The organism is Bartonella sp. B17, from assembly GCF_053795755.1.
In genome coordinates this window covers 1,132,611-1,148,960 of record NZ_CP200032.1, presented here as the reverse complement: position 1 = coordinate 1,148,960, position 16,350 = coordinate 1,132,611, and the positions used below count along the sequence as shown (strand labels likewise).

13 protein-coding genes and 1 tRNA gene are annotated in these 16,350 nt (G+C 32.3%); 2 read left to right on the top strand and 12 right to left on the bottom strand.

Annotated elements, in window-relative coordinates; genetic code table 11:
- Window positions 1-445 precede the first annotated feature (445 nt).
- The 12 genes from V4B18_RS05120 to V4B18_RS05065 form a co-directional block, all read right to left on the bottom strand.
- On the bottom strand, window positions 446-1,267 hold the full coding sequence (locus V4B18_RS05120) for an MBL fold metallo-hydrolase (RefSeq protein ID WP_455475396.1): 822 nt from the start codon (window positions 1,265-1,267) through the stop codon (window positions 446-448).
- 10 nt (window positions 1,268-1,277) lie between these two features.
- The gene (locus V4B18_RS05115; protein ID WP_455475395.1) at window positions 1,278-2,051 is read right to left on the bottom strand and encodes a TatD family hydrolase; all 774 of its coding nucleotides are present in this window, start codon (window positions 2,049-2,051) and stop codon (window positions 1,278-1,280) included.
- Window positions 2,041-3,600 (bottom strand): methionine--tRNA ligase, encoded by a 1,560-nt coding sequence (gene metG, locus V4B18_RS05110; protein WP_455475394.1) that lies wholly within the window; start codon window positions 3,598-3,600, stop codon window positions 2,041-2,043. Before metG ends, V4B18_RS05115 begins: the two co-directional genes overlap by 11 nt.
- A 61-nt stretch (window positions 3,601-3,661) precedes the next feature.
- On the bottom strand, window positions 3,662-4,717 hold the full coding sequence (locus V4B18_RS05105) for a DNA polymerase III subunit delta' (RefSeq protein ID WP_455475393.1): 1,056 nt from the start codon (window positions 4,715-4,717) through the stop codon (window positions 3,662-3,664).
- A complete protein-coding gene (gene tmk / locus V4B18_RS05100) occupies window positions 4,714-5,358 on the bottom strand; it encodes a dTMP kinase (RefSeq protein WP_455475392.1) in 645 nt (214 codons plus the stop codon). The genes V4B18_RS05105 and tmk overlap by 4 nt, the downstream gene beginning before the upstream one ends.
- Window positions 5,359-5,387: 29 nt before the next feature.
- A complete protein-coding gene (locus V4B18_RS05095) occupies window positions 5,388-6,551 on the bottom strand; it encodes a D-alanyl-D-alanine carboxypeptidase family protein (RefSeq protein WP_455475391.1) in 1,164 nt (387 codons plus the stop codon).
- A gap of 372 nt (window positions 6,552-6,923) precedes the next feature.
- The gene (locus V4B18_RS05090; RefSeq protein WP_455475390.1) at window positions 6,924-7,775 is read right to left on the bottom strand and encodes a septal ring lytic transglycosylase RlpA family protein; all 852 of its coding nucleotides are present in this window, start codon (window positions 7,773-7,775) and stop codon (window positions 6,924-6,926) included.
- A gap of 1,960 nt (window positions 7,776-9,735) precedes the next feature.
- Window positions 9,736-9,811, bottom strand: a tRNA-Lys gene (locus V4B18_RS05085).
- 1,164 nt (window positions 9,812-10,975) lie between these two features.
- Window positions 10,976-11,854 (bottom strand): tRNA 2-thiocytidine(32) synthetase TtcA, encoded by an 879-nt coding sequence (ttcA, locus tag V4B18_RS05080; RefSeq protein WP_455475389.1) that lies wholly within the window; start codon window positions 11,852-11,854, stop codon window positions 10,976-10,978.
- 259 nt (window positions 11,855-12,113) lie between these two features.
- The gene (gene rpsD / locus V4B18_RS05075) at window positions 12,114-12,731 is read right to left on the bottom strand and encodes a 30S ribosomal protein S4 (protein ID WP_455475388.1); all 618 of its coding nucleotides are present in this window, start codon (window positions 12,729-12,731) and stop codon (window positions 12,114-12,116) included.
- 183 nt (window positions 12,732-12,914) lie between these two features.
- Window positions 12,915-13,727, bottom strand: coding sequence for a glutamate racemase (gene murI / locus V4B18_RS05070; RefSeq protein WP_455475387.1), 813 nt, complete (start codon window positions 13,725-13,727; stop codon window positions 12,915-12,917).
- Entirely contained in the window at window positions 13,720-14,556 is an 837-nt protein-coding gene (locus tag V4B18_RS05065) for an RNA methyltransferase (RefSeq protein WP_455475386.1), read from the bottom strand. Before V4B18_RS05065 ends, murI begins: the two co-directional genes overlap by 8 nt.
- Window positions 14,557-14,808: 252 nt before the next feature.
- Between V4B18_RS05065 and sfsA the strand changes: the two genes are divergently transcribed.
- Both sfsA and map read left to right on the top strand, forming a co-directional pair.
- A complete protein-coding gene (gene sfsA, locus V4B18_RS05060) occupies window positions 14,809-15,525 on the top strand; it encodes a DNA/RNA nuclease SfsA (protein ID WP_455475385.1) in 717 nt (238 codons plus the stop codon).
- Window positions 15,518-16,348 (top strand): type I methionyl aminopeptidase, encoded by an 831-nt coding sequence (gene map, locus V4B18_RS05055; protein WP_455475384.1) that lies wholly within the window; start codon window positions 15,518-15,520, stop codon window positions 16,346-16,348. The genes sfsA and map overlap by 8 nt, the downstream gene beginning before the upstream one ends.
- Window positions 16,349-16,350 lie beyond the last annotated feature (2 nt).

The window sequence follows — 16,350 nt, the reverse complement described above, 5'->3', positions numbered from 1 at the left end:
CTGTTCCAAAAAGCGATGCTATTAACATTATAATACATATCCTTTCTATTCTATTAAAAATATTCCATAATATATATTATGCGATAATACGAATGTGATTTAGAGCAAAAAAAGAAGCCTTCAATTAAAACTTATTTTATACACATTTTTCACATTTCTGTCATAGAAATCACTATTATAACAAAACTATGTCAATATTTTGGCAATATATTTTTAATAATTGCAATATTATTTAAAAACTAATATGCAGTAATAAAAATCATTAAACAGAATTACTAAATAATTTTAAATAAATTATATGTAAAAAAATATAAAACACATCATACTATTTGTATAAATTTTAAAAAAATTGAGAATAATAATATTATATATCCACATACAAAAATTTATGCAAAAAATAATACTTTTATAAAAACAAAATTACATCTAAAATTGATTTAATATTTTAGTCAGTAAGAGATATACTTTTTTCAAAAGTAAGTCCCTGATATGCAGGCGTAACATGTGTTGGAATATGTCTTACAAGATCATTATAATCAAGTGATTTATCCATATGTGTTAATATAGCTTGCTTTGGTTTTAAACATTTTATCCATTGCAAAGCCTGATCAACTGAAAAATGACTTGTATGAGGTTCAAATTGAAGAGCCTCAATAATTAAAACATCTAAATTCATTAATTTTATTAATGTTTTTTCAGGAAATTTATTAACATCTGTACAATAAGCAACATTGCCAATACGAAAACCTAACGAATGGATGGCACCGTGAAATTGTAAATGTGTACTAACAGTTATTGCACCACCCTGTCCCTGAATTGTAAACTGGCTATCCTCATTTATAAGATGTGCTTTTAAAATGGGTGAATAAAGTGAATTTTTAGGCGTTTGGAAACAATATCCAAAAGCATTATTGAGGTACTTTATTGTAGGTGCATCTGCATAAATATCTATCAAACATTTCTGTGCAAGTGCATAACTGCGCAAATCATCGATACCATGAATGTGATCTGCGTGAAAATGCGTATAGAGAGCAGCATCGAGATGCTTCACACATCCATCTATCATTTGTGATCTAAAATCTGGACCAGTATCAATAACAAGTGTTGTTTTTTTTCCTGATGTATGAACACGTTCAACTAATAAAGAACTTCTATAGCGCTTATTTTTAGAATTATTCGGATCACAAGCACCCCAATCACCATTAGGACGCGGAACTCCAGCAGAAGGACCACAGCCTAATATTGTAAATCTATACCGGTCAAACATATCTTTTCCCTTATTTCATTTTGTTAAATAAACGAAAAGCATTTCGCGTCGTTATTTGAGCTATTTCTTCAATGTTTAAGCCAATAGCTTCAGCTAAAATAGCTGCTGTATAACGTACAAAAGAAGGCTCATTTATTTTTCCTCGGTGAGGAATAGGTGCTAAAAATGGCGCATCCGTTTCAATCAATAAACGCTCATGAGGCACAATTTTTGCTATTTCACGGATTTCAGAAGCATTTTTAAAAGTAAGAATTCCTGAAAAAGATATATAACCACCAAGTTCAATACCAACACGAGCAAGTTGCATTCCAGATGAATAACAATGGAATACGAATGGAAAAAAACCTTCTTTCATTTGTTCTCGTAATATTTGCTCCATATCTATATCAGCATCCCGTGAGTGAATGATAAGGGGCAGCTGCGTTTCCCGAGAAGCGATGATATGTTCCAGAAAATTTTTCTTTTGCTCTTTTGGAGAAGAATAATCATAATAATAATCAAGACCTGTTTCTCCAAATGCAACAATTTTAGGATGATTTGACAAATGAATAAGGTCTTTACCCTTAATATTTTGTTCTTCATGAGTATGATTAGGATGAGTTCCAACAGAACAAAATATTTCATCGTAAGCTTGTGTAATTGCTAAAAGCTTATCTAATTCACTAACACGTGTTGAAATTGTTATCATACGTTTAACGTCAGCATCTAAGGCTCGTTGAATAACATCACCCAAATTTTGTGCAAGATTCTCAAAATCAAGATGACAATGTGTATCAATCAGCATGATGAATATCGTCTTTCTTCAAGATATAACGAGGAAAAATCGGTTTTGGTGAAGGAAGATCAAGGCCTTCTTTAATCTTTGAATTCGTTACATGATGCAACAATCTATCTTTTTCAGAAATTGCAAGACTATCAAGAAGTTTGCTTGCTGATTGAGGCATAAAAGGCAACAACATAATTCCTATTCGCCGCAAAGTTTCTACAGTTACGTAAAGAACTGTAAAAAATCTCTCTGGATTATTTTTCCGTAAACTCCAAGGTTGTTCATTAGCAAAATAGCGATTAGCATTTGTTACAACTGAAAAAACAGCTGCAAGCGCTAAATGCATTTTCTGGAAAAGCATGGATTGGCGTAAACTTTCAAGTGCTTGAAGAGATTGCTCTAAAAGTTGCTCATCTTGAGCTAAAAATCCTGTTGGCACAGGGACTTTCGCACCACAATTTTTAGCAATCATAGATAAAGAGCGCTGTGCTAAATTACCAAGATCATTAGCAAGATCTGCATTAATACGATTTACAAAATGATCATGACTATAACTACCATCTTGTCCAAACGGTACTTCACGAAGAAGAAAATAACGCACCTGATCCAGACCATAGCGATCCACCATTTCAAAAGGATCAACGACGTTACCTATGGATTTTGACATTTTTTCACCACGATTCAGCAAAAAACCATGAGCAAAAATACGCTCAGGCAATTCAATTCCTGCAGACATTAAAAACGCTGGCCAATAAACTGCATGAAAACGGATAATATCTTTACCAATGATATGGATCTTTGCAGGCCAAAAATCACGATTTTTTGAATCTTTATCAAAAAAACCAATTGCTGATAAATAATTTGTGAGTGCATCAACCCAAACATACATCACATGTTTCGGATTATTTGGAACAGGAATCCCCCAGTTAAAGCTTGTCCGTGAAATAGATATATCTTTTAAGCCTGATTTGATAAAACTTATAATTTCGTTACGCCGTTCAATAGGAAAAATGCAATTAGGATGTTTTTTATAATATTCAAGAAGAACTTCTTCATAACGGGAAAGTCTAAAAAAATAGCTTTCTTCTTCGTTCCATTCAACTGGAGATCCTAACTCTTTTTCACGGCGAATTTTATCTTCTCCAATTTCAGTATCCTTTTCTTCATAATAAGCTTCCTGACGAACCGAATACCAACCACTATAACGACCAATATAGATATCACCATTGGCTTCCATTTTCTTCCAAATCTCTTGACACGCTTGGTAATGCCGCTTCTCTGTCGTACGAATAAAATCATCATTAGAGCAATTTAATGTTGTAAGCATTTTATTAAACACTGCACTATTACAGTCTGCAAGTTGTTTAGGTGTTATACCTAACGCTTCTGCTGTTTGTTGCATTTTTAAACCATGCTCATCCGTACCAGATAGAAAAAACACATCTCTGCCATCTAATCTATGAAACCGAGCCAAGGAATCGCTTGCAATTGCACTATAAGCATGTCCAATATGCGGAGTGCCATTAGGATAAAAAATTGGAGTAGTTATATAATATGTATCACGCATGTCATACTCATTGTAAAACGCAATAGAAGATATAATGACATAACGACTGTTAATCATATTGTCACGGAAAAAGCTTACTTTCTTGAAAGATCTTATGTACTTTAAAAAGCAAATTGATAACGAATTGCTTTTTATCAAGATTAAACGACTGTATTTCCCCTACTTCTTGATGAATTTCTTTCCATGCTTGCGCGCAATTTTTTGAAAAAGTAAGATTTCCTATTTCAGCAAACGTGATAGCTCTTTTTCTAATTTTATCAAGAATTTCATCACAAAATTGTTGAAATTGGGTTACTAAAGAAGAAGAGGATAATGTTTGGGCAAGAGTGTGTGCAATAGTTACGTCATATACAGGTTTCTCTAAGAACAAATTGATAGTTTTAATAATTTCAAGTCCACCATGACAAATAAGTAAAGCGGCTTTTCGAGGATTCCCTTTGGATTTTTGAATAATCATTTCAACTGTTTCTTCATCAATGATGTTTTTATTAGAAAAAACATGTGTAATGACTTGCTTCATTTCACTTTTGTGCAATGATTGGAAAGAAATCTGTTGGCACCGTGAGCGAATTGTCGGAAACAATTTTCCCGAAAAATGCGTAATAATAATAAACAAAGTCTTTGCTGGAGGTTCTTCAAGCGTTTTAAGAATTGCGTTGGCAGCGCTTCTATTCATATCATCAGCAGAATCAATAATAACAATGCGCCATCCACTATCTTGCGCTGTTTGGTTTAAAAAATGAATGACATCGCGAATATCATCAACGGATATGCCTGCTTTAAACTTTTGTGTTTTCAAATCAAAGCGACGTGAAATATATAAAAAATTTGGATGACTTCCTTGTGTAATTTGGCGCCATATAATTGAGTTAGGCTCTGGTTGTAAAAAATAATTCTTTTGAGAACTTAAAATATTCCAAGCAAAATGAAACGCTAACGTGGCTTTTCCAATCCCATACTCTCCTTCAAATAATAATGCATGATGTAAACGCTCTTTTTCGCGCATTTGCATTAAAAGATGACGAACATTCTCATGGCCGAAAATAAGATTATTTTGTGACGACGACAAAATTGTATCGATATCATCATATTGACGTAAACAGTTTATATCATTCATAAAAAATGATCCACAATTATCTGATGACAAACATCTTTTATTTTATGTGCAATAACTTCCACTGTGTTTGTTGCATCAATTACACAAAATCGATGCGGTTCTTGCTTTGCCAATTGAAGAAAAGCCTGACGTCTTTGTTCTTGAATCTTTAATCCATCTTTTTCAAAACAATCAATTGTCTCTGTTTTTTTTCTTCGTAAATTTGCACGTTTTATACCGCATATTGCTGGCATATCTAGCAAAAATGTTAAATTAGGCATTATACCATCTATAGCAATACTTTCTAAAACTGAAAGAGTGCGAGGGTCTACTCTACCATTGAGCCCTTGATAAACACGTGTAGAATCAATAAAGCGATCACATAAAACGATTTTACCTTTTTGTAAAGAAGGAGCAATAACTTCGGTAACATGGTCAGCACGTGCTGCAGTCAATAAAGCTGCCTCAATTAAAGATCCGTAATGGTGTACTTGACCCGTTAATAAAACATGGCGTATTACTTCTGCACCTACTGTTCCTCCAGGTTCCCGTGTCGTAATAACATCATGACCTTTACTATTGAGATATTGACTAAGCAAAGAAATTTGTGTCGTTTTCCCTACTCCCTCTCCTCCTTCAAATGTAATAAAAAATCCTGACACGAATGAACCTTAACCTTATTTAGTATGTACTATAAATATTTTCGCAACCATCCAATTGTCACTTCATACAATGCATCTTTTACTTTCGAAAAGAAGCTTCCTTCTTGAATATTAACGCCAGCAAAAACCGGCTTTTCAAAAAAAATCCTGTCATTTTCTAAAATCTGAATAACACCGACAGATTGCCCTAAAACAATAGGAGCTTTCAATGGACCATGATATTTAATTCTTGCTTTAACGTTAACTTCTTTTTCATTCGAAAGCATAAAACTTATCGGCTCCTTAACAATCAATGGGACAAAATTGTGCGATCCACCATAAACAGAAGCGCGACCAACCACCTCTTCTTTTGTAAAAATTGTTTTAAGATCAAAAGCTGTCATTCCCCATTGAAGAATACGTTCTACTTCTTTTGTACGTTCTTTACTATCTTGCAAGCCATTTATTGCTAAAAAAAGACGTCGATGATTTTTATAGACGGAAACAACCATTGAAAATCCTTCTTCTTCGCTATAACCAAAGCCAAAGCCTTCTACACCAATTTTTTTAGCGATAAGAGGATTTTTATTACGCTGAAAAATTTTACTCCAAGTAAAATTAGGTTCACTGTAAAGCGAATAATAATCAGAATGTTCATGAACAATATGACGTACTAGTGCTATCATGTCGCGCAATGTTACAAACTGCCCTTCTTCAGGAAGTCCTGTCGCATTAACAAAATGACTATGCGACAATCCAAGCACCTTGCCTCGCTGATTCATCAATTTTGCGAAATCAGCCTCACTTCCCGCTATCCCTTCAGCTAAAATAATAGCTGCATCATTTCCATTGGCAACAATTAAACCATGCAAAAGATCAGAAATATTAATTTCTGTTTTCACTTTTGCAAACATAGTGGTTGTACCCGAAGGAGCTCCACCTTTGCGCCAAGCATTTTCACTCACTTTGAATGTTTGTACGCTATTTAATACCCCTTCCTTTAATTGATGAAATACAACCTCAGCTGTCATTAATTTTACTAATGACGCAGGAAAAAAAGCAACATCACTATTTTTTTCACAAAGAATTGTACCTGTATTATCATCTAGTAATAATAATTGCGATGCAGAAATCTGAAAACTTTGCGCTTTCCCCTGCTCGGACAATATCAACATCAAAAATAAAAGAAACAAAATTTTTAATGTCATATGCATAGCTAATCCTCCCATATCTAAAGAATCAGCATAAAGAATCTTCTTGTGCAAGAAAAGAGTTGTTCGTTTTTTGCAAACTAAGAGTCGTCTGTAAATTTAAAATAAATTCTTATTTTATTTGCCATAAAGATAAAATAACAAAATGCACTTTTCTTTATTTTTTATCTAAATAAAGTTCAAAAATACATTAAAAACACAATAAATTTTTAAATTTCAAACAATATCGCTCTGATAAACAATATCCAATCTCATTTTTAAAACGAGAGTTTAATCAGATAATAAATCACTTTTATTATCTATGATTTTAAAATGTATATGATAAAAAACTAACATATTATTACTTAAATTCATTAAAACCAATCTGTTATTATTTTATTTATTTACAAAAGCTACCTGATTGAATGAGGTAGGCTTATTAATCAAAATAGGACCAATTTCTGGCAATTTTATTGAAGCAATTTTACTCAAGTGTTTCTGTTCAATCGCAGATTTGATTAATTTTCTTTGACTATTCAAATTTAACTTTCCTAACATGACGTCTTCTCTCTTTCCTGAAATATCCGCCAATGTCAATAAAGGTGAAGAATGATTCCCAAACGTATAAGAAGCCATTAAATAAGCGCCATCATAATAATCAACGGGGGCTTTAGAAACATATTCTACTTTAACATTTGCTATTCCTGCATTAGCATAACCAAGTACCATCGCAGCTTGTTTTGATAAATCAATGATTCTATCTTTCATAAATGGACCACGATCATTTACTCTAACAATGAGAGAAGATCCATTTTCTAGGTTAGTAACACGAGCATAGCTAGGCAAAGGCATCGTTGGGTGAGCAGCAGTCAAGAGATTCATATCATAAACTTCACCATTTGCAGTTAAGCGTCCATGAAAGTATGAACCATACCATGAAGCTTGCCCAACCCGCTTATAAGCCGGATCATCTTTAGGATAATACCACTTTCCTTTTATTTGGTAAGGCCTGCCAACAACAGCACGTCCATTACTCTTTTTTTTCGATTTAATTTGCTCATTTGAAACTTTTTTAGGCAAAGAGGCGCTTTTTGTACCAGTTCTTTTATTATGTTCAGAATCTTTTACTGCTAATAGTGCTATTTTACTTGTGCTGCAAGATACTAATAACTGGGAAACAGCCACTACAGAAGCAAATTTGAAAACTAACTTAATAATAGGGATAATATTTCTTTTACCGTTAAGCATTTGTAACTCGGCTTATTTTTATTGACTTCACTATAAAAGCGAATCGTATCTTTACACGTAAAAAAATTATACTCGCAAAATATTTCCCTTAAACATTAAACTATTTTTCTTAAACATTTAAGGTATGCTTAAAATTCGCTTTCCACCAAAAGATTAATACAATTTTAACCTTTTTTAAAACTTTTTTATTATACATCATAGAAAATAAATGCTATCTAGCTAAATATTAAAGTACATAAAATATAAAAAAATCAATATCTTAATAAGATACAATATAATAATATAAACTGTGGATAAGTAAATTATATACTTATATAAATAGTGATAATTGACTTTTTTTAGTGTAGAAAATATGGCAAAATTAAGAATTGACTTAATAATTACTCAAGCATTTTCTTGATGCCATGCATAACATGGCCATACTTTTTATCGCACAGATTCGCAATCTTACGACTAGATGCATTTTGCTAAATTGTTGCGTTATTGATAAGTGCTTTCTTTGAATTTTATAAGAATGTTCATGATAAATTCTTACTGATTAGGTGTTTATTAATAATCTTTTTTAAAAGCGCCGAGTGCTAAAAAACGTGGTCGATAGTTCATCATCAAATTTTTCCTTAAAAAAGTATCGTGTAGCATAACTACATTCAATAAAATCATTGTACACAACAAGAATATAACTAGTCAAAGTATTGAATGTGCAGAGAAAAAATTGTTTTGGTAATCTATTCGCTATCAATTTAAAATATTTGTTAAAACTTTGATATCTATAACAGATATACTCTTGCGACACTATCAAATGACGGATATCACTTTTATTAAAATAATTATATATTGTGTATAGCATGCACATAAATTACTACACAGTGTACATACGTAGTACACATTAAAATCATTATTTATCAAATAGTTATGTTTATAATATACAGTCAATTTTAAAATTTTATCGCTAACGATAGTTGCACTCGCCTACCCCACAACAATAACCAACCGCTGAAAAGTGTTTTTTACAAAAATTTTTCTGAAATTTTCTCGAAGAAGAGCAAACACATAATCGATAACAAATCGACAGTATATAAAGTATAAGTGTAAATTAAGAACATTGCCTAGCCTTTTTATTGGCATCACATTCCTGATAAGCAAAGTGTATCTGAAGCTCATCTTATTGGCATGTTATTCAATGGAACTTACAATTTCTTGCTTAGATGTGATTTCTGCACTGTCTCTCTCATTTTGCAATAAAGAATTGATCATCTTTTAGTTATTTAAAATATATTCTCCCCCATTCTTAACTTAATTAACACCTGCTTTTTTTATAAAACTGTAGAGTAGAATTTTTTCTAGAGACATCGTGTAAACCCGCTATACTTTATTTCTTTCACCTTTAAAAATTCAAGCGGCAATAATGTTCCTGAATCAACAGGATCCGATTCAAAGAATTTTGCTATTACTTTTGTTTTAACGTAAATATCTCTTTTAACGCGTTTAGATTGAAACTGATATAGCTTTAAAAATTTTCGTTCTGTCAAACACTCAGCTTACTTTTACCGTAGTTATTTACAGTGTTACGCAATACTTAATTAAGATACAATGCTTCTAAATTTAGACTGATAAAAATATTTTTAATTTTCTGCAAATATCATTTTAATTAATAGTTAACTTAAAATTTTAAGTCTTTTGGTAAGATTTTTTGATTACTTAAAACCTTTAATCACTTTAAACTTTTCGGGAACGAAAGTTTTTGTTCTTTTCGAATATTTATCTCTGTTTATTGCCTATCTCTCAATCCTCACTAAGAGATTTTTTTCATTGGTAGTAGCAAATTACTCTTCCTGATAAAATCTTACAACAAAAGCACATTTAAGATGAACAGAAACTACATTAGAAATTTCAATAAATAGATTATCTGGAGTTGAAGATTCAAAATTCATAGTGCCTTTTTATCATCTTTATTTAAATGTGGTGAGCGCGCAGGGATTCGAACCCTGGACCTACTGATTAAAAGTCAGTTGCTCTACCAGCTGAGCTACGCGCTCCCAAACAAGCCACCTTACTTGTAGAAAGTAAACGGAACATACGGTCGACTTTTCATTTGGTCAACACCTTTTAAGAAAAATATTATTGTTTATTTTAGTTATCAATATTTTTTTTTAATCTTTCTCCTTTTTGCATTATTGCATACACAATTTTTTTCTTTTAAAATTTTAGTAAAAACAATATCTTAATCAAAAAGTATTTTAAATCTTTGAAAGATAAATAGCAAACAGTTTAAAATTATTGAAGCAAAAGAATGGACAAATAACATATACAGTTCTTTATTACAGTCCATAAATAAGAAAAAACTTAATTGTAAAGAAACATTTACGTTATTATTTTTATAGCACAAAATACCACAACTTTTATATCTTTAAGAATCTTTTTCTTATTACCAAATAAGATACTAGCGTAATTTCTATAATTTACAGTGGTCATATACCGAATAATCACCACTCCATGAATTAGAAGTTATATAACTTAAACGATATCGAAAAACATTATTGATAAAGATATAAAATAAAGAAATGATTCTAAATATACACTTAATTAAGAATCATTACACTGATTGAAAAAGTATCTTTTCATTGATATCTTTATGATAAAAATTACAAAGCACATAGCTCTATTTTAGAAAACAAAACAATTTTTTAAATTTATTATAAAGATTTATTTAAAGCTAATCTAAGTGATATAGATTTTATATTAATATTATCTCTGCTTTATATAATAATCTTATTTCACATTTTATAAATAATTCTTTACGAATTCAAAAAATTATTACAAACAAAAGTAAAAAGTTATTATCATTTCATAAAATTAAATATTTTGATCTTTAATTTTTAATATAAAAAAACATAAAAATTTATCATAAATTGTTTACAATAAAAAGTATTTCTGAAAAAAATAAAATAAAATCAATCTCACTCTTTATAGCAAAATAAAAATTTTACTTATTTAAAAGATAAAAAGCTCTATCAATGAAAATCATTATAAATTTCTATAAGCTTTAATTAACATAACGTTTTAAAAGCACATAATATTGCAATATATTATCATAATAACCATTACAGATAGGCAAATTTATTATTACTAAATGAATATTTATAATATTACAATTTGAAGCTATAAAAAGGACTGAAACTATTTTATTAACGTCTCATAATCTATATAAAATTTTTGAAATCAAAAATTTTTGTATCAAGTAAATGACTTGGACGCACATTTGTTAAAGCACGAATCATAGTATCCTTACGTCCTAGCATTTTTTTTTCTATATCTTTTAGCATTTCTTTCATGGCATTACGTTGCAAGCCATCTTGACTACCGCAAAGGTTACAAGGAATAATAGGAAACTGCATTGCTTGAGAAAATTTTTCCATATCTTCCTCAGCAGCATAAACAAGAGGGCGTAAAACAAAAAGATCTCCCTCATCATTTATAAGCTTGCCAGGCATAGCTGCTAATCGGCCACCATGAAACAAATTCATGAAAAACGTTTCTAAGACATCATCACGATGATGCCCAAGAACTAACGCAGAACACCCCTCTTCACGTGCGACACGATATAGATTACCGCGTCGCAATCGAGAACAAAGCGAACAATATGTTTGCGTATGTGTCAATTTATCCGTAACAATTGAATAAGTATCCTGATATTCAATACGATATGGAATTTGGTAAGAGCTTAAAAAATCTGGAAGAATATGCCTTGGAAATCCTGGTTGCCCTTGATCAAGGTTACAGGCCAAAATTTCAACAGGTAAAAGACCACGCCACTTTAAATCTAAAAGAAGCGCAAGTAAACCATAAGAATCCTTTCCACCTGATAAAGCAACAAGCCATTTTTTTCCTGAAGAAAGCATAGAAAAATCATCAAACGCTTGCCGTACATTGCGCAAAAGCCGTTTACGCAACTTATTAAATTCAACAGTAGAAGGTGCAATCCGAAACATTGGATGACAATCATCAACTTCTACTGCAAAAGAAACAGATTTATCTATATTCTCTTCCATTTTTTGATATTTGGCTGAAGAGTTTTCCATGATATAATAAATTTAAACTTTCACAATATAATAACTTTTCCTGTAAAGTATATGAACTCATAGCAGGTATAAAGCAGCATAAAGTGATATTTATTTAAACCACAAAATTAAATAAGACTACAATAAATCATAATGCATAAAAACAAAAATAAATTAATACGCACCACTCACAAAAATCATTTGTAGATTCAACGGATATAAAAAATAATATTTTTAAACATACAACAAAGTAGAGAGAGTAATACTCTCTCCATAACACTTAACGAGAATAAAATTCAACAACCAGATTTGGCTCCATTTGTACAGCATAAGGTACATCTGTAAAAGCAGGAACACGAGTAAATGTTGCCTTCATCTTATCATGATCCACTTCAATATATTCAGGCACATCACGTTCTACCAATTGTACAGATTCTAAAACTAAAACAAGCTTTTTTGATTTTTCACGAACTTCAATAACATCACCCGGTTTGCAGCGATATGATTGAATATTTGTGCGTCGACCATTTACACTCACATGACCATGATTAATAAATTGGCGAGAAGCAAAAATTGTTGGCACAAATTTTGCACGATAAACAATAGCATCCAAACGCGACTCTAGAAGTCCAATAAAGTTCTCACCAGTATCGCCGTGCCGACGAGCAGCCTCTTGATAAATTCTACGGAACTGTTTTTCTGAAATATCACCGTAAAATCCTTTTAATTTTTGTTTAGCACGCAATTGTACACCATAATCAGAAAGCTTTCCTTTCCGGCGTTGACCATGCTGGCCTGGGCCATAATCACGGCGATTAACAGGAGACTTCGGGCGACCCCAAATATTTTCTCCCATACGACGATCAATTTTATACTTCGTTGTTTCGCGTTTACTCATACCGCATTTCCTCTAAAATAAAATAAAAAATCCCACAACTAAAGACCAAGGAAACGCGCCCTCCTCTGCCTTCAACTTGAAGACTGACAGGATGCTCGAACGCACAGCTTTACAAAGCATCCACGGGACACGTCAATTAATGACATTTTCTCGAAAGAAAAATCTAAAACAGCTCTATTCACTTTATATTTCAAAGTCAACACTTTTCACTATATCTAAGCCAAACTCTTTTAGCAAAGCCTCCGTTGAGTAAGTTACATTTTGCGATGTAAATAATGCAAAATTTTTATGCTTTTTTATGTTTTTGTGATGCATTCTTTCCGGCAATAAAGATCTTGCATGTTTAGCGATAGCCTTTGCTGGATCAATCCATTTAACGGGCCATAAGGCTTGCTCACGAAATAAATTAATTAAAAAAGGGTAATGTGTGCAAGCTAAAACAATAATATCAGTATATTGATTATTTTTCTTAACAAAGCATGGCAAAATTTCGTGACGTAATTTTTCAGAATTAATAGATTTACCACGTAAATAATCTTCAGCAAATTCAGCAAGTTTTTTGCTTCCAACAAGCTGAACGTGACATTGTCCAGCAAAAGAATTAATTAATTCATGCGTATACGCACGTTTAACTGTTCCTGGAGTCGCTAGCACTGAAATAATACCAGATTTTGTTTGCTTCGCTGCTGATTTAATTGCAGGAACAGTTCCAACAAAAAGAGTATATGGGAATTTTTGTCGTAAATCTGCTATCATCAATGTGGAAACGGTATTACAAGCAATCACACATAAAGCAGGATTGTAACGTGTTAAAAGATTTGTAAAAATCTTAAAAATGCGATTTGCCAGAGAATTTTCTTCCCAATTTCCATAAGGAAATGCTGCATCATCAGCAACATAAATAAATTGTGCTTCAGGAATAAGAATGCGCATTTCCCGGAAAACCGTTAAACCACCGATTCCGCTATCAAAAAAAAGAATAGGCCGCTCAAACATCAATATTTACACTTATTTTTCTTTTTTTGCGATCACGATCTGCTGGTGCCCCGCTTCCTCGTGGAAACTTAGGCGAAAAATGATCTAATGAAGATATAATCCCGCGTAGTAAACAAACCTCAGATTCGCTAAAATTAGCGCGTGTAAAAACCGAGCGCATATTCGCAATCATCACCTCTTTGCGTTCTTGGGGTCTAAAATACCCACGAATATCCAAAGCATCTTCTAATTGAGATAAAAAACCATAAAACGTTGCTTTATTAGCTGGTTGCATCTCTACTGCACGAAAAGCCGTATCACTTATATTGTCTAAACCTGACTTCATCCATTCATAAGACATAAGGAGAACTGCTTGCGCAATATTGAGTGACGCAAAAGCAGGATTAACTGGAAAAGTAATAATTTCATCAGCAAGGCTAATTTCATCATTTTTTAACCCCCACCTTTCTCTTCCGAATAAAATACCTGTTTTCTGTCCAATGTTTTCACGTTGACGTAATATACTTGCTGCTTCAACAGCACTTTTTACAGTTTTAAAACCACATCTTTCACGTGCCGTTGTAGCAAAAACATAGTGTAAATCTGCAACCGCATCATGCAACGTATCAAAAATCATTGCATCATCAATTACATGATCTGCTTTACTAGCTGCAGCTCTAGCTTTTTCATTTGGAAATGCTTCTCGCGGTCTGACTAACCGAAGCTTAGAGAGTCCAAAATTTGCCATTGCTCTCGCTACCATACCAATATTTTCTGGCAACTGCGGCTCAACTAAAATAATAATTGGACCATTGATTAAATTTTTACGATTTTTATTTGTTCCAGCCATTAATTTTACCTAATTTTATCAATTACGCCCTTAATTGCTGTTTTTTTGAATTCAATGTTAGAAACACAAAATAACCTTTTACCAACCAATTAAAGCCAATTTTCCTTCATTTTGCACTGATAAATCAAAATAGCAAATTATATAAATTGCTATAATTGTTTTTTACAACAATGCAGCTTCATTTAACATGCTATAATTATTACAGGTCATAATTTAAGTTGAATTATGATATCACGCACTTTAAAAAGAAACATGCTCTTTACTTCTGAACTTTTTCCTGCAAAACTTATCCGTCGTTATAAACGCTTTCTTGCAGATGTTAAACAAGATGATCAGCGCATCTTCACAGTTTCAGTTCCTAATACAGGATCAATGCGTGGATTAACAACACCTAATTCCAATGTTTGGCTTTCTTATAACAACAATTCTAAGCGAAAATACCCATATCAATTAGAAATTGTCGAAGCAGATAATACCTTGGTTGGCATCAATACGATTTTGCCTAACAAACTTGCATTAGAAGCTATTCAACACGGATTATTGCCAGAATTAAGCGGTTATAAAACAATTTTGAAAGAACAATGCTATGGTACAAAATCACGTATTGACTTTCTTTTACGTGATGACACCCTTCCTGATTGTTATCTAGAGGTTAAAAATGTTCATTATATTCGCCAAAAAGGATTAGCAGAGTTTCCTGATACTGAAACAAAACGCGGTACACGCCATCTTGATGAACTTATAAAAATTGTGCAACAAGGAAAACGTGCTGCTATGCTTTATATAATTCAAAGAGAAGATTGCACAGCTTTTGCAGTTTGTCGTGATTTAGATCACACTTATGGACGTCAATTTGATTTGGCACTAAAATCGGGGGTAAAATTTTATGCTGTAAAGTGTCGCGTAAGTATAAAAGGTATTTTTCCGATTCATCGAATAAAAATAGAAAATAGAAAAAACAATGATTGATTATATTGAATATAACAAAATCCCCTTAAAACTTAATGGAAAAATCCGCATTTTTGACGACCACGCTTTTTCTAAAATGCGTGAAGTTGGTCGCATTGCTGCAGAATGCCTCGATGCACTTACAGATATTATTAAACCTGGTATTACTACTCAAGAAATTGATGATTTTGTATTTATTTTTGGCGCCGAACGAGGAGCTCTTCCGGCTGATTTAAATTATCATGGATACACTCATTCATGTTGTACATCCATCAATCACGTTGTTTGTCATGGAATACCCAATAAAAGACCCTTACAAGAAGGAGATATTGTTAATGTGGATGTGACTTTTATACTTGATGGTTGGCATGGAGATTCAAGTCGCATGTATCCTGTTGGAAAAATCAGACGCGCTGCGGAACGCTTGCTAAAAGTAACACATGAAAGTCTTATGAGAGGAATTGCCGTAGTTAAACCTGGAGCAACAACAGGTGACATTGGTGCAGCAATTCAACGTTATGCTGAATCTGAAAGATGTTCAATTGTGAGAGATTTTTGTGGACACGGAATCGGTCAACTTTTTCATGATATCCCAAATATCTTGCATTATGGAAACCCAGGGGAAGGTATAGAACTTAAAAAAGGTATGATGTTTACAATTGAACCTATGGTCAATCTTGGCAAACCACATGTTAAAATTTTATCCGATGGTTGGACAGCTGTTACACGTGACCGATCCTTGACCGCACAATATGAGCATACAATTGGTGTAACAAGTGAAGGATATGAAATATTTACTCAATCTCCTAAAAACATTTTTTATATTCCAAGTTCATATTCTTGAGT

Bases quoted from the DNA above. Each gene is read 5' to 3' on its own strand.
- V4B18_RS05095 (WP_455475391.1), bottom strand. From the start codon at position 6,551: ATGCATATGACATTAAAAATTTTGTTTCTTTTATTTTTGATGTTGATA.
- V4B18_RS05120 (WP_455475396.1), bottom strand. From the start codon at position 1,267: ATGTTTGACCGGTATAGATTTACAATATTAGGCTGTGGTCCTTCTGCT.
- V4B18_RS05090 (WP_455475390.1), bottom strand. From the start codon at position 7,775: ATGCTTAACGGTAAAAGAAATATTATCCCTATTATTAAGTTAGTTTTC.
- V4B18_RS05105 (WP_455475393.1), bottom strand. From the start codon at position 4,717: ATGAATGATATAAACTGTTTACGTCAATATGATGATATCGATACAATT.
- rpsD (WP_455475388.1), bottom strand. From the start codon at position 12,731: ATGAGTAAACGCGAAACAACGAAGTATAAAATTGATCGTCGTATGGGA.
- V4B18_RS05115 (WP_455475395.1), bottom strand. From the start codon at position 2,051: ATGCTGATTGATACACATTGTCATCTTGATTTTGAGAATCTTGCACAA.
- metG (WP_455475394.1), bottom strand. From the start codon at position 3,600: ATGCGTGATACATATTATATAACTACTCCAATTTTTTATCCTAATGGC.
- sfsA (WP_455475385.1), top strand. From the start codon at position 14,809: ATGCTCTTTACTTCTGAACTTTTTCCTGCAAAACTTATCCGTCGTTAT.
- map (WP_455475384.1), top strand. From the start codon at position 15,518: ATGATTGATTATATTGAATATAACAAAATCCCCTTAAAACTTAATGGA.
- V4B18_RS05065 (WP_455475386.1), bottom strand. From the start codon at position 14,556: ATGGCTGGAACAAATAAAAATCGTAAAAATTTAATCAATGGTCCAATT.
- murI (WP_455475387.1), bottom strand. From the start codon at position 13,727: ATGTTTGAGCGGCCTATTCTTTTTTTTGATAGCGGAATCGGTGGTTTA.
- ttcA (WP_455475389.1), bottom strand. From the start codon at position 11,854: ATGGAAAACTCTTCAGCCAAATATCAAAAAATGGAAGAGAATATAGAT.